The 13,421-nt window shown below is 63.9% G+C and carries 16 protein-coding genes; 1 reads left to right on the top strand and 15 read right to left on the bottom strand.

The features are described 5' to 3' along the window. Positions 1-4 precede the first annotated feature (4 nt). The 12 genes from PUN51_RS13220 to PUN51_RS13165 all read right to left on the bottom strand — a co-directional run bounded on the left by PUN51_RS13220 (position 5) and on the right by PUN51_RS13165 (position 9,630). Positions 5-436, bottom strand: a complete 432-nt coding sequence (locus tag PUN51_RS13220; protein WP_159631651.1) for a DUF2550 domain-containing protein — start codon at positions 434-436, stop codon at positions 5-7. Between the two features lie 10 nt (positions 437-446). Beyond that, positions 447-731 carry a F0F1 ATP synthase subunit epsilon gene (locus tag PUN51_RS13215; RefSeq protein WP_018760117.1) on the bottom strand — a complete coding sequence of 95 codons (285 nt, stop codon included), beginning with the start codon at positions 729-731 and terminating at the stop codon, positions 447-449. Position 732: 1 nt separating this feature from the next. Beyond that, positions 733-2,187 (bottom strand): F0F1 ATP synthase subunit beta, encoded by a 1,455-nt coding sequence (gene atpD, locus PUN51_RS13210; RefSeq protein WP_159631650.1) that lies wholly within the window; start codon positions 2,185-2,187, stop codon positions 733-735. A gap of 82 nt (positions 2,188-2,269) precedes the next feature. After that, entirely contained in the window at positions 2,270-3,160 is an 891-nt protein-coding gene (locus PUN51_RS13205; protein ID WP_159631649.1) for a F0F1 ATP synthase subunit gamma, read from the bottom strand. Positions 3,161-3,232: 72 nt separating this feature from the next. Then, positions 3,233-4,870: a F0F1 ATP synthase subunit alpha gene (gene atpA / locus PUN51_RS13200; RefSeq protein ID WP_141160059.1), complete on the bottom strand. Its 1,638-nt coding sequence runs from the start codon at positions 4,868-4,870 to the stop codon at positions 3,233-3,235. Positions 4,871-4,948: 78 nt separating this feature from the next. Then, complete coding sequence (locus PUN51_RS13195; RefSeq protein WP_275181267.1) at positions 4,949-5,776, bottom strand: F0F1 ATP synthase subunit delta; 828 nt, start codon at positions 5,774-5,776, stop codon at positions 4,949-4,951. Next, entirely contained in the window at positions 5,776-6,327 is a 552-nt protein-coding gene (locus PUN51_RS13190; protein ID WP_159631647.1) for a F0F1 ATP synthase subunit B, read from the bottom strand. Before PUN51_RS13190 ends, PUN51_RS13195 begins: the two co-directional genes overlap by 1 nt. 54 nt (positions 6,328-6,381) lie before the next feature. Then, positions 6,382-6,600, bottom strand: coding sequence for an ATP synthase F0 subunit C (gene atpE / locus PUN51_RS13185; RefSeq protein ID WP_003804776.1), 219 nt, complete (start codon positions 6,598-6,600; stop codon positions 6,382-6,384). 110 nt (positions 6,601-6,710) lie between these two features. After that, positions 6,711-7,511, bottom strand: a complete 801-nt coding sequence (gene atpB / locus PUN51_RS13180) for a F0F1 ATP synthase subunit A (RefSeq protein WP_159631646.1) — start codon at positions 7,509-7,511, stop codon at positions 6,711-6,713. Between the two features lie 81 nt (positions 7,512-7,592). Continuing rightward, positions 7,593-7,931: an AtpZ/AtpI family protein gene (locus PUN51_RS13175; protein ID WP_275181266.1), complete on the bottom strand. Its 339-nt coding sequence runs from the start codon at positions 7,929-7,931 to the stop codon at positions 7,593-7,595. Beyond that, on the bottom strand, positions 7,924-8,406 hold the full coding sequence (locus PUN51_RS13170) for a hypothetical protein (protein ID WP_159631644.1): 483 nt from the start codon (positions 8,404-8,406) through the stop codon (positions 7,924-7,926). Before PUN51_RS13170 ends, PUN51_RS13175 begins: the two co-directional genes overlap by 8 nt. 111 nt (positions 8,407-8,517) lie before the next feature. Next, positions 8,518-9,630, bottom strand: coding sequence for an MraY family glycosyltransferase (locus PUN51_RS13165; RefSeq protein WP_159631643.1), 1,113 nt, complete (start codon positions 9,628-9,630; stop codon positions 8,518-8,520). Positions 9,631-9,919: 289 nt separating this feature from the next. Here PUN51_RS13165 and PUN51_RS13160 point away from each other — a divergent pair, with 289 nt between their 5' ends. Then, positions 9,920-10,816, top strand: a complete 897-nt coding sequence (locus tag PUN51_RS13160; RefSeq protein ID WP_275181265.1) for a glycosyltransferase — start codon at positions 9,920-9,922, stop codon at positions 10,814-10,816. Positions 10,817-10,861: 45 nt separating this feature from the next. On the opposite strand, the gene PUN51_RS13155 is transcribed toward PUN51_RS13160, so the two are convergent. The 3 genes from PUN51_RS13155 to prmC are packed head-to-tail and all read right to left on the bottom strand — an operon-like array spanning position 10,862 to position 13,418. Then, positions 10,862-11,629: a WecB/TagA/CpsF family glycosyltransferase gene (locus PUN51_RS13155; RefSeq protein ID WP_275181264.1), complete on the bottom strand. Its 768-nt coding sequence runs from the start codon at positions 11,627-11,629 to the stop codon at positions 10,862-10,864. Continuing rightward, complete coding sequence (locus PUN51_RS13150; protein WP_275181263.1) at positions 11,629-12,516, bottom strand: L-threonylcarbamoyladenylate synthase; 888 nt, start codon at positions 12,514-12,516, stop codon at positions 11,629-11,631. The genes PUN51_RS13155 and PUN51_RS13150 overlap by 1 nt, the downstream gene beginning before the upstream one ends. Beyond that, complete coding sequence (gene prmC, locus PUN51_RS13145; protein WP_275181262.1) at positions 12,513-13,418, bottom strand: peptide chain release factor N(5)-glutamine methyltransferase; 906 nt, start codon at positions 13,416-13,418, stop codon at positions 12,513-12,515. Before prmC ends, PUN51_RS13150 begins: the two co-directional genes overlap by 4 nt. Positions 13,419-13,421 lie beyond the last annotated feature (3 nt).

The raw sequence follows: 13,421 nt of genomic DNA, 5'->3' as shown, positions 1-13,421 counted from the left end.
CCGGCTAGCGCCAGGTCCCCACGCCGATGACCGGACCCGCTTCCAGCCAGGAGGAAAGACCCGTATAGGCGTCGAATTTCATGGCGAAGTGCAGGTCCTGCCCCTCGTACCGGAGTTCGACGATCACCACGTCCGGCTGGACTTTAACGGCTTCAGCTTCGGTGGGTTTCCTGCGCCCCAGGAGCTCCAGGGAGCTCCGTTTGAAGGTGTACTTGGGGCGGACGCTCAGGGAGATGAGCCTGAACCATTCAAGGTCGTTGTCCTGATAACGACAAACCCCCATCTGCCAGCTGTTTCCAGCTACGCAAATGGAGGCGTCCACCGTGCCGAGGGCACGCCGCAGGTTGAAGCGGCGCACCCCCGAAAGGCACAGTGCAAAGATCAGCAATCCGAACGCGATTGCCAGTGCGATGAACGAAATACCCGGTGCGTCCATCAAGGTCGTGCTAGCGGATCCCAGCGGTAGCCGAGCCGCCCAGCTGGGCGTTGTCAGCAACGATAACCACACGGTTGTTGTCGACGGAGAAGAATCCACCGTCCACATCTACCGCAATACGGTCCCCGGATACCGGCTGGATTGCCAGTTCACCCTCGGCCAGGATCGCCAGCAGGGGCGAGTGGCCGGGCAGGATTCCGATTTCACCATCGCTGGTGCGGGCCTTGACCATCTTGGCCGCTCCGGACCACACAAAGTGGTCCGCTGCGACAATCTCAACCTCAAGCTCAGCCATATTACTTGGTCTGTTCCTGGATCTTGGCCCACTGGCGCTCAACGTCATCGAGGCCGCCAACGTTGAAGAAGGCCTGCTCTGCGATGTGGTCGAGTTCGCCGTCGCAAATGGCTGCGAAGCCTTCAACGGTGTCCTTGATGGAAACCGTGGAGCCCTCGACGCCGGTGAACTGCTTGGCGGTGTAGGTGTTCTGCGACAGGAACTGCTGGATGCGGCGTGCACGCGACACGACGATCTTGTCTTCCTCGGAAAGTTCATCGACACCGAGGATGGCGATGATGTCCTGGAGTTCCTTGTTCTTCTGCAGGATCTGCTTCACACGGACAGCCGTGTTGTAGTGGTCCTTGCCGATGTACTGGGGATCCAGGATGCGGGAAGTCGACGTCAGCGGGTCAACGGCCGGGTACAGACCACGGGAGGCGATTTCACGGGACAGTTCCGTGGTCGCGTCGAGGTGTGCGAAGGTCGTGGCCGGAGCCGGGTCGGTGTAGTCATCTGCGGGAACGTAGATGGCCTGCATCGAGGTGATGGAGTGGCCCTTGGTGGAGGTGATGCGCTCCTGCAGGAGGCCCATCTCGTCCGCCAGGTTGGGCTGGTAGCCCACGGCCGAAGGCATGCGGCCCAGCAGGGTGGAAACCTCGGAGCCTGCCTGGGTGAAGCGGAAGATGTTGTCGATGAAGAGCAGCACGTCCTGGTTCTGCACATCGCGGAAGTACTCCGCCATGGTCAGCGCGGACAGGGCCACGCGCAGGCGCGTTCCCGGCGGCTCATCCATCTGGCCGAAAACAAGGGCGGTGTCCTTGAGGACGCCTGCCTCTTCCATTTCCACCCAGAGGTCGTTGCCCTCACGGGTACGCTCGCCAACACCGGCGAACACCGAAGTACCACCGAAGTTGCGGGCAACACGGGTGATCATTTCCTGGATCAGAACGGTCTTCCCCACGCCGGCGCCGCCGAACAGGCCGATCTTTCCACCCTTGATGTACGGGGTGAGGAGGTCGATGACCTTGATGCCGGTCTCCAGCATCTCGGTGGAACCTTCGAGCGAAGCGAAGCTGGGAGCCTTGCGGTGGATGGGCCAGCGTTCGCTGACTTCCAGTTCCGACTCTGCAACGTCCAGGGGCTGGCCCAGCACGTTGAAGATGTGGCCCTTGACGCCGTCGCCGACGGGAACGGAGATCGGGGCACCGGTGTCAATGACGCCGGTGCCGCGGACCAGGCCGTCGGTCGCCTGCAGCGAGATGGCGCGGATGAGGTTGTCGCCGAGGTGCAGCGCAACTTCGAAGGTGATGGTCTTGGTCTCACCGTTGAGAGTGATCTCGGTGGTAAGGGCGTTATAGATCGACGGGATTGCGTCAGCCGGGAATTCGACGTCGACAACCGGGCCGATTACGCGCGCAATACGGCCGGTTGCACCGGACGTTGCGGCTACGTGTTCGGTAGCAGTGGCAGTCATCTCTCTCACTTCATTCAGTAGATGGCGTGGGGTTAAGTCTATCTGTGGTGGTGCTGGTTCCGCGGAACCGAGGGTCGGGAGGCTACGACGCGAGAGCGTCGGCACCTGCGACAATCTCGGAGAGCTCCTGCGTGATTTCGGCCTGGCGGGCCGTGTTGCGCAGTCGCGTGTACTTCTTGATCAGGTCCGTTGCGTTGTCGCCTGCGGACTTCATCGCCCGCTGGCGGGCCGCAAGCTCGGAAGCTGCCGCCTGCAACATGGCTGCGAAAATCCGCGATTCGATGTAGCGCGGCAGCAGGGCGTCAAGGACACGCTCGGTTTCCGGCTCGAACTCGTACAGCGGCAGGAGCTCCGACTCGGAAGCAGCCTGTTCTTCCACTACTTCCAGCGGGAGCAGGCGGATGACCGTCGGCTCCTGGGTAACCATGGACTTGAAGCGGGTGTAGACAACGTGGATTTCGTCCACGCCGCCCTCTTCGAAGTCAGTGGCGAAATCTGCCAGCAGCGCTTCGCCGATTTCACGGGCGGTGCCGAACTCTGGAGCGTCGGTTCCTCCGGTCCAGACCCGCGTGTACTCGCGGTTCCGGAATTCGAAGTACGCCTGGGCCTTGCGGCCCACGAGGTAGGTCTTGACTTCCTTGCCTTCGTCGTGGAGCAGCTCGAAGAGACCTTCCGCCTGCTTGAGCACGCTGGCCGAGTAGGATCCTGCGAGGCCACGGTCCGAGGTGATTACCAGGACGGCGGCACGGCGGATCTGCTCCGGCTCAGTGGTCAGCGGGTGGTCGATTTCGCTTTGGCTGGCGACGGCAGAAACGGCGCGCGTGATCGCGTTCGCGTAAGGCAGTGAAGCTGCTACGCGCGCACGGGCCTTCCCGATGCGCGAGGTAGCGATCAGTTCCATCGCCTTGAAGATCTTGCGCATCGACGTGGTCGAGCTGATCTTCTGGCGGTAGACCCGGATCTGGGCTCCCATACTTATCCTTTCCTAACATTCCGTAGCCGGGTGTGCCGGACCCTGGGGCCCGGCACACCCGGCAATGCGGAACTAGCGCTTCTGCTTGACGATCTTTTCCTGGTCGACTTCGCCCTCGGAGATAGCGTCATGCTCCTCGTGGCCGGCGCCTACCAGGTGGTTGTCACCCTCGCCGAAGAAGCCCTTCTTGAAGTCCACAATCGAGGACTTCAGAGCGGCAACGGTGTCATCGTCCAGCACGTTGGTCTGGGCCAGCGTGGTCAGGATCGAGGACTTGTGGCGCAGGTGCTCCAGGAACTCGGCCTCAAAGCGGCTGATGTCCTCGACGGGAACGTCATCCAGGTAGCCATTGGTGCCGGCCCAGATGGAGACAACCTGGTCCTCGACCGGGAACGGCGAGTACTGGCCCTGCTTGAGCAGTTCCATCAGGCGTGCGCCGCGGGTCAGCTGCTGGCGGGACGCTGCGTCCAGGTCGGACGCGAACATCGCGAACGCCTGCATGTCGCGGTACTGGGCAAGGTCCAGCTTCAAGGTACCGGAGACCTTCTTCATGGACTTCACCTGGGCGGCACCGCCAACGCGGGACACCGAGACACCCACGTCAACAGCGGGGCGCTGGTTGGCGTTGAAGAGGTCCGACTGCAGGAAGATCTGGCCGTCGGTGATGGAGATGACGTTGGTCGGGATGTAGGCGGACACGTCGTTCGCCTTGGTCTCGATCAGCGGCAGGCCCGTCATGGAGCCGGCACCGAGCTCGTCGGAGAGCTTTGCACAACGCTCCAGCAGGCGGGAGTGCAGGTAGAACACGTCGCCCGGGTAGGCTTCGCGTCCCGGCGGGCGGCGCAGGAGCAGCGACACGGCGCGGTATGCCTCGGCCTGCTTGGACAGGTCATCAAACACGATCAGGACGTGCTTGCCGCCGTACATCCAGTGCTGGCCAATGGCCGAGCCCGCGTACGGTGCCAGGTACTTGAAACCTGCGGGGTCGGACGCGGGAGAGGCCACAATGGTGGTGTACTCAAGCGCGCCGTTGTCCTCGAGGGTCTGGCGGATGGCGGCGATGGTGGACGCCTTCTGGCCAATGGCGACGTAGATGCAGCGGACCTGCTTGGTGACATCTCCCGAAGCCCAGTTGGCCTTCTGGTTGATGATGGTGTCGATCGCAATGGCGGACTTGCCGGTCTGGCGGTCGCCGATGATCAGCTGGCGCTGGCCGCGGCCGATCGGGATCATCGCGTCGATGGCCTTCAGGCCGGTCTGCATCGGTTCGTGGACCGACTTGCGCTGGGTCACGCCGGGCGCCTGGAGTTCCAGGGCACGGGTGGTCTCAGCCTTGATCTCGCCCAGGTCGTCCATGGGCTGGCCCAAGGGGTCAACCACGCGGCCGAGGAAGGCGTCGCCAACCGGAACGGACAAAACCTGCCCGGTGCGGTGCACTTCCTGGCCTTCCTCGATGCCCTGGAAGTCACCGAGGATAATGACACCGATCTCGCGGACGTCAAGGTTCTGGGCCAGGCCCAGCGTGCCGTCTTCGAAGCGAAGAAGCTCGTTCGCCATGACCGAGGGAAGGCCCTCAACACGGGCGATGCCGTCACCTGCGGTCGTTACACGGCCAACCTCTACGCGCTCTGCGTTTCCGGGTTCGTAGGACGCCGCGAACTCGTTCAACGCATTACGGACGTCGTCGGCGTTGATGGTCAATTCGGCCATCTGCAGTCCCTGCTCTCCTGTTTGTGATCACCGCAAACGGTGACCGGGTTTTCTATCAGTTTGGTTGTGCTTGTCCGGCTAGCCGGCCAGCTGGCGTTGCAGTTCGCCCAGCCGGGAGAGAACCGAAGCGTCAAGCACTTCGTCCCCCACCTGGACTCGGATTCCGCCAATAAGCGAGGGGTCAACGTTGATGTTGACCTTCAGTTCCCGCCCGTACAGCGCATTCAGGCCCGCCTGGAGGCGTGCCAGCTGCGTCTGCGACAAGGGCCGGGTTACGCTGACCGTTGCAATCCAGCGCTGCTGCCGCTTGGCCGCCAGTTCGGCGAACCGTTCCACAAGCCGGGTGGGCTTGATCCCGCGTGGCTCGCTGACAGCCTGCGTGATGAGGACTTTGGCTTCCTCACTGACGCCGGGTACCAGCTTCTCGGCAAGGCCAGCCTTAGCTGCGCCCGATGCCTGCGGTTCGGACAGAGCACGTTGTACCTCGTGGCTGGAGGCAACAGCCTGGTTGAAGGAAAACAGATCATTTTCCAGCTCTTCCAGGCCAGTGATTCCGGAGGCAGAAACGGCCGACTTGTTTTCAGCAACGGAAATGACCACCGTTGCGGCAAGAGTCTCGAGTGCATCGCCGATGTCACGCGCCGATGCCCAGCGTGAGCTGGCCAGTCCGGACGCGATCTCAGCAGCATCAGCGGAGACTTTTCCGCCAACCAGATGCCGCACCAGCGCCGACTTTTCGTCACCGCTGCGGGAGGGGTCAGTCAGGGCACGGCGCAAGCCAGCCGAGCTGTCCACCATTCCCAGAATTCCGAAGAGTTCCTTTGCCAGCTGCAGCGACGCCGTGGGAAGCTTCGCTTCCAAACCGGCAAGGGCTGTTGCCAGCGATTCGCTCGATACGCCTGCCATTACTTAGCTGCACCTGCGTTCTGGGACTCCAGATCTGCCAGGAAACGGTCCACTACCCGTGCTGCGCGTGCGTCGTCGTCGAGGGACTCGCCCACGATGCGGCCGGCAAGGGTGGTGGCCAGGGTGCCTACCTCAGAGCGCAGGGACACAACGGCCGCCTGGCGCTCGGATTCGATCTGTACGTGGGCCTGTGCGGTGATGCGGGCAGACTCTGCTGCCGCCTTCTCCTTGAGATCCGCGAGGATCTGGGCACCTTCGGCGCGGGCTTCCTCACGGATGCGGTTGGCTTCGGTGCGGGCGTCGGTCAGCTGCTGCTTGTACTCTTCGAGTGCAGCAGACGCCTCAGCCTGGGCCTTTTCAGCCTTGGCGATACCGCCTTCGATGGCCTCGGCACGCTCTGCAAAGGTCTTCTCGAACATCGGGACAACAAACTTGACCACGATGAAGAAGAGGATGGCAAAGCCCACGAAGACAACCAGCATTTCCCAGCCATTGGGAACAAGGGGGTTGACGTCGCCTTCAGCGGCGGCTGAGATGATCAGCTGATGCATATTTCACCCGTCCTTATCTACTCGGTTCTGAATGTTCGCTAAGTTCTGAAGGGTTTACTTGAGAACGAAGGCGAAGACCAGGCCCAGGATGGCGAGTGCTTCGGTCAGGGCCAGGCCAAGGAATGCGATCGGCTGCAGGACGCGCTGGGCTTCCGGCTGGCGTGCAACGCCGTTGATGTAGGCAGCGAACACGAGACCCACACCGATACCACCGCCGATAGCCGAGAGGCCATAGCCGATGAGGTTGAGGGAGCCGTTGATGGAGCCTTCCATTTTTTTTCCTTTCAAGATGCCACTTATGTGGCAGGTTGTTTGGGTTGCTTCATCCCCGCTAGGGGAAGACTGTGGTGTGCCGCCGGTGCGTGTTGCCCCGGCCGGCGTGCCTAGTGGCTGTCGGCGTGCAGTGCGCCTTCGATGTAGATCGCGGTCAGCAGCGTAAAGACATAGGCCTGCAGGACCATGATCAGGGCTTCAAGCATGTACATGGCGATGGCACCGGCGAGAACCAGGATCGAGGTTCCCTTCAGCAGCACGTTCTCCTGCATGATGAGGTACTCGATGCCGGAACCGGCGATCATCACGATCAGGTGGCCGGCGAGCATGGTCGCGAACAGACGGAGGCTGTGCGTGACGGGCCGGACAACGAAGTTGGAGATGATTTCGATCGGGATGACGATCGGCAGGATGTACCACGGCACGCCCGAGGGGACCGTTGCAAGCTTGAAGTAGCGCAGGCCATTCTTCTTGACGCCGATGGCGATCCAGGTGACGTACACCAGGCCGGCCAGCACATACGCTCCACCCACGTGCGAGAACGTGGGGAGCTGGAACACCGGGATGGCGCCGTAGATGTTGTTGACCAGGATGAAGAAGAACAGGCTGAACAGCAGGGGGACGTACTTGATGAAGTCCCTGCCGCCGATGATGTCCTTGGCAATGCCGTTGCGGACGAAGCCGTAAGCGGCTTCGCCGGCGAACTGGAGCTTGCCGGGTACCAGCTGCTGCTTGCGTGCGGCGAGCACGAAGAAGACGGCGATAAAGACGACAGAGAGGAGGACCAGCAGCATCTGCTTGGAGAATCCTTCTGCGGCACCCCACGGCAGGATTGCCGGCAAATGCATTTCGTTAATACCAGGAGGAGTGAACTCTCCTGAATCTTGGGCCGGGAGCGCAAGCGCGATCAACGCGTTTCCTCTCTGCAGTGTCCATCATTGGGCGTTGGGCGGGGTCCGGCAGCCTGACAGCCTGCTGTTCCCCCTGTGAAATTATTTGGCATTATCTTTTCCGTCCTGGGACGGTGCGCTGGGAGCATGGCGCCCATCAGCAATTTTTCGGGAACTGGTGAGGCCGTGCATGTGGGAAAGGTAGAAACCTCCGACGGCTCCAAGCAGAGCGCCTGCGAGCACAATCCAGCGCGTTCCCCACAGATAATCCAGTCCCCACCCTATCAAACTCCAGACGATGATTCCGCCAATGATGTAGCTGAATACAGCCATTCCAGCGTTGTAGCCGCCATCGGTGGACACGTCGGCAGGACCCTGCGTGGAGTCGGTTGATCCGCGTTTGCCGTGTGCGGCGCCTGCGGCTTTTTTCCGATCACGCATTGGATGCTCCCTTGTCTTCTGGATCGTTGTAGATCTGGAGTCGCGCCCTGCTGAAGCCATGGATCTCCGCGGCCTGCCACAGGATGACGGCCACTATGGCGCCGATGATGAACCAGCGGCCGTGGAGCCATTCAGGAGCACCGATGACGAACAGGACAACGGCAAAGCCAACCACTTTGATGAAGTAGGTGGCGACGAACATTCCGATTGCACCCGATGGGTTGCTTCGTCCCACGAAGTGGCCCACCAGCAGGCTGATGCCGAAGAACAGCATCACCAGCAGGCCGCCCAGGACGCTGGAGAGCGCCCCGGTTGCCCCGTTGAGGACGGCGGCCGGGATTGCGCACAGCACAAGTCCGGCAGCCGCAGCAATAGAGCTGCGCTTGAGCAGGTTCAGCCAGAGCGAACGGGTGGGACCAGACGTACCAACGGGTCCATTGCCGGAGGCAGGTCCGGACTCGGCGTTGGAGGTCATGAGATCCCAATCGTCGTCACCACATGGCGGATCGCCAGGAGGCAGGGGGTGGAGTGGCAGCTTGGGCTGCCCCTAAATTCTACACGAGATAGAAATAATTCAGAACTGCCGTTACGCCGCAGTTTCCCCGTTGCCGCGGGACAGGTACGGCCACGCTGTCACTAGTCCCATGACCAGCGTGGCGAAGATGTCCACGGCGAGCACGATGTGCCAGGGGAAGACAGCGAACGCCAGGCCACCGAAGGAGAGCACGGCGGTCCACAGGTACATCAGGACCACAGCGGTACGGTGCGAATAGCCGATGTCCAGCAATTTGTGATGCAGGTGTCCGCGGTCCGCCGACCAGGGCGAACGCCCGCGGGCCGTCCGCCGGACGACCGCCAGCCCGAGGTCCAGCAGCGGCAGGAAGAGGACGGCGAAGGGAAGCAGGATGGGAATGATGGTGGAGATACCGTTGGCGCGGTCGTAGAGGCCCGAGGTGATCTGCCCCGTGGACACGACGCCGGCCGAGGCCATGAGGAGCCCGATCAGCATGGCGCCGGAGTCGCCCATGAAGATCTTCGAGGGAAAGAAGTTGTGCGGGAGGAACCCAAGGCACCCGCCCACCAGTACGGCCGTAATGAGCGTTGCCAGGTCCGAATAGTCCAGCAGTACCGCGTTGCGGTGGACCCAATAGGCGGTAATGAAGAACGCCGTGCCGCCGATGATGGCCACTCCCGCGGCGAGGCCGTCCAGTCCGTCAATGAAGTTGAAGGCATTCATGGTGGTGACGATCAGTCCGGCCGTCAGCACTATCCGCAGTGTTCCGTCGTGGAGGTAGATGGGTTCAGGTACCCAGGGGACGATGGTCATCTGCACACCCCAGATGGCCACGGTCAGTCCGGCCGCGCTCTGGCCGATCAGCTTCACCCACCAGCGGATGTCCAGCAGGTCGTCCGCCACGCCCACCAGGACGATGACAGCTGCTCCTGCCAGGACACCCCACGGTGAAAAGTTGTTGCGGTAAATGTCCTTGACGAAGAAGGACTGGCTGGCAACGACCAGCGCCACCATGACGCCCAGGAAGATTGCCACCCCGCCCAGCCTGGACACCGGCGTGGAATGCATGTCCCGGCTGCGGATGGGCAGGTGCAGCTCAAGCCGGTGCCCCACGACGCGGGCGCCCCAGGTGGCCGCGTAGGAGACGATGGCGGCGGTGAGCCCCATAAGCAGGTACATGATCATGGGACGGCAACCGCTTCAAGGATGGTGGCGCCAAAACCGCTCGCCTGCGGTGGCAGCCGGTTGGGGGTGTGTGGGCTCACGGGCCGGGAATCTGTTCTTCGATAAATGAAACTTCTCCGTCGCCGAGCGCGCAGCAGGCGGTGCGCTCAGACATGCGCGCAGCGCCTTACAGGGCTGTATTACAGTGGACTCTAGTCAAAGATACTAGTGCCACCGGCACCATGGCTCCGCGCCACACGGGCGCACAACAGGCGGGGAACTCCCTTGCAGCCATGCTGAAAGGACCCCCATGACCCCCCGCATTGCGGTTGCCGCCGTGACTTTCGACCGGCCCAAGGAACTGTCCGTCCTGCTGGATTCGATCAACGCCCAGAGCCGGCACGTGGACACGATTTGCCTGGTGGACAGCGGCACCACCCCGGCCGCGGATGTGGCTACGACGCACCCCAACGTGGACTATGTGCGCTCCGAAGCGAACCTGGGCGGCGCCGGCGGGTTTGCGCTTGCCGCGCTGAAGGCCGTCGCCAGCGGGGCCCGCTGGATCTGGATGATGGACGACGACGCCGAGCCGGCAGATCCGGAGTGCCTCGCCACGCTGCTTCGTGAGGCTGAGGCACGCGACCTGGAGGCGGTGGTCCCTTTGGTCACGGCGCCCGGCCATCCCGACCGGTTGTCCTTCTTTTTCCGGCTGGACGGCAAGGTCACGCACGACAGGGCCGAGGTGGAGAAACGTGGCTTCCTGCCGGACGATGGCCATTTCTTCAATGGTGCGCTGATCCGCTCCGACGTGTTCTTCAAGGTGGGCCTGCCGGACATGCGCCTGTTCATCCGGGGCGATGAGGTTGATTTCACCATCCGGCTGCGCAAGGCCGGGATCCGCTTTGGCACCGTCACCACCACGGCCATTACGCACCCGCACGCGTTCGGGGAAACGCAGCACGTCTACGGCGCCCGCTGGCATGTGATCGTCCCGGACTCCGCCTTCAAGCGCTTCTACTATTACCGGAACCGGGGCTACCTGATCCGCCGCTACTTCCGGGTGCGCTCGTTCGTGGCCGACGTCGGCGGGTACCTGGGCTACTTCCTGCAGCGCCGCGACCTTCCGGGCTTCCTGGGGTGGGCACGTTCGTTCACCACCGGCCTGCGGGGCAAGGGCTTTGCTCCGTTGGAGGACCAGAAGTTCTAGGCGGGCCCTGCCGCCGTTTGCCGCGCTCCGCTGCGTTCGGCCCGGCTATTTGGCCAGCCCCGGTTTTCCGAGCCTCCGGGCGGCCAGGAGCCACAGCAGGACCCAGGGCTCCCCCAGCACGCGGTAGGCCACGCGGCGGGGATGCAGGAGCAGGCGCCAGGCCCACTCCAGGCCCATCCTGCCCAGCCACCGGGGGGCCAGCTTCTGGACGCCCGCCAACTGCTCGATGGCGCCGCCCACGGCGCAGTACACGGCAGGCGGCATCTCAGCCAGCCGCCGCTGCAGCACTTCCTCCTGGAGCGGCATGCCCAGGCCAAGCAGGACAAGCTGCGGCTGTTCACGGTGCAGCCAGGCAACGGCTGCCTCCTCCAGCTCAGGACCCCATCCTTCACCGGGAAAGCCTGAGACGCGGGCGCCCGGAACGATGTCCTTCAGCCTGCTGACTGCCCCGGCGTTCGCTTCCGCACCGGCACCGATCACGGCAATCCGGTCAAGGCCGCGCACCTGGTCCAGCGCCGGCAGCCAGTCCGTTGAACCCAGCCGGTAATCCATGACGGGGCCTTCGGCGTTGCCGGTCCTCCCCCACAGCCACAGCACGGGTGCCCCGTCCAGGAGCACGACGTCGCTGTCCTCATAGAGGCGCCGGAATCCGTCGTCGGACAACGCCAGCGTCACGCTGTGCAGGTTGTGGCCCAGGACGGTACGGGTAGCGCCATCCGCCACGAAGCTGCTCAGTTCCGCCACCAGTTCGGGGACGCGCAGCGGCGTGGCGTGGACGTCCAGGACAGGGATCTGCTGGCGGTCCAGCGCCATCAAGGCTGCTGGTTCCCGGCCGGCGTGGCGGATTCCGTGGCCGGGCCGGTCACGACGGACGACCCGGGCGCCTCAGGTGCGGCCCCGCCGTCGTCCTGTACGCCGGCTGCGCTTGACCCGCCTGTGCCCGGCTGCCCGGCGCCGGTTTGCCCAGCGCCGATTTGTTCAGCGCCAATCTGCTCGCCGCCAAGCTGCTCAGCTGCGGCTTCCTCTTCGGCCATGGGGATCTCTCCCAGGCCCAGGACGCCGGGGACGTGCCCGCGGAGCTGGTCCAGGCTCACTGCCCCGTTGCGCACCACGCGCAGGATGGGGCCGGTGGCATCCACAATAGTGGACGGCACGCCGGCCTCGCCCTCTACGGGGCGCTGGCCGCCCTCCAGGTACACCTCGACGGAATCAGCAAGCTGTTCCCGGGCGGCAGCAGCAGTCTGGGCCGGTGCGTGGCCGGTGCGGTTTGCCGAGGACACGGCAAGCGGGCCGGTCAAGGTCAGCAGTTCCAGGGCCACCTCGTCGGCAGGCATCCGGAGGGCCACGGTCCCCTTGGTTTCGCCCAGGTCCCAGTCCAGGGACGGCTGTGCGTGCAGGATCAGCGTCAGGCCTCCGGGCCAGAAGGCCTCGGCGAGTTTCCGTGCGTCGGCCGAGACCTCGGTGGCCAGGCCGTCCAGGGCGTTGATCCGCGGAATCAGGACGGGCGGCGGCATGGTGCGGCTGCGTCCCTTGGATACCAGCAGCATGGTGACGGCCTGCGGCGAGAACGCGTCCGCGCCGATCCCGTAGACGGTGTCCGTGGGGAGCACGACGCACTTCTTTTCACTGATGGCGCGCTGGGCATGTTCCAGCCCCCGGGCCCGCTCGTCGTCGATGGTGCAGTCATAAGTTGTGGTCACTGGCCCATTCTTTCATTCCGTGCGGAGTCCTCCACGAGCACGGCGCTGGTGGCGCGCTCCTTGCCGTTGAGGTCCAGGTGCGTTGTGATGGCTGTCCAGGTTCCGGTCTTTGCGAGCATGGCGGCAATCCAGCCGGCCTGGACTTCTGCGTGTTCCATGACGAAGTAGCCCCCCGGCCGCAGCAGCCGGGCAGCGGAGGCCGCTGCCGCCGTCGGAAGTTCCATGCCGTCCGCTCCCCCGCCGTACAAAGCCTCCGGCGGATCGTGCAGGGCTACTTCGGGTTCGTTGGGGATGGCTTCGGCGGGGATGTACGGAGGGTTGGAAACCACGACGTCGACGCTTCCGTTGAGCTCCATGAAGGCGTCGCGCAGGTCCCCCAGGACAAGGTTGACGCCCAGGGGCGCCAGGTTCTTCGCCGCCCAGGCGTGCGCGAACGGGCTGAATTCGACAGCGTGCACCTCGGCTCCGGGAAGCTCGGAGGCGAGCGAACCGGCGATGGCGCCGGACCCCGTCCCAAGGTCCACAATGCGGGGACTGTCCATGCCACGGACATGGTCGATGGCCAGCTGGACCACCGATTCGGTCTCCGGACGCGGAATGAAGACCCCCGGCCCCACCGCCAGCTCCAGGTAGCGGAAATATGCCACTCCGGTGATGTGCTGCAGCGGGATCCTGCGCGCACGTTCGGCCACCAGCTCGGCATACCCCGGCGGTGCGGGAGTGTCGCCAAGCATCAGGGAGCGCAGGCGTCCCAGCCCGACGTTCAGGAGGTGGTCCGCCAGGAGCTCCGCGTCGGCGCGGGGGCTGGGGACCCCGGCCTCAGCCAGCAGTGCGGCAGCCTCACGGACAGCTGCAGCCAGTGTCTGGGTCTGGGCAGGCACCGTGGAGGTGGGCTCGGTCATGGG

Source organism: Arthrobacter sp. NQ4 (genome assembly GCF_029077345.1).
Classification (GTDB): Bacteria; Actinomycetota; Actinomycetes; order Actinomycetales; family Micrococcaceae; genus Arthrobacter.
Note: the sequence above shows the minus strand (reverse complement) of the source record. Positions and strands in the feature narration are given on the sequence as shown.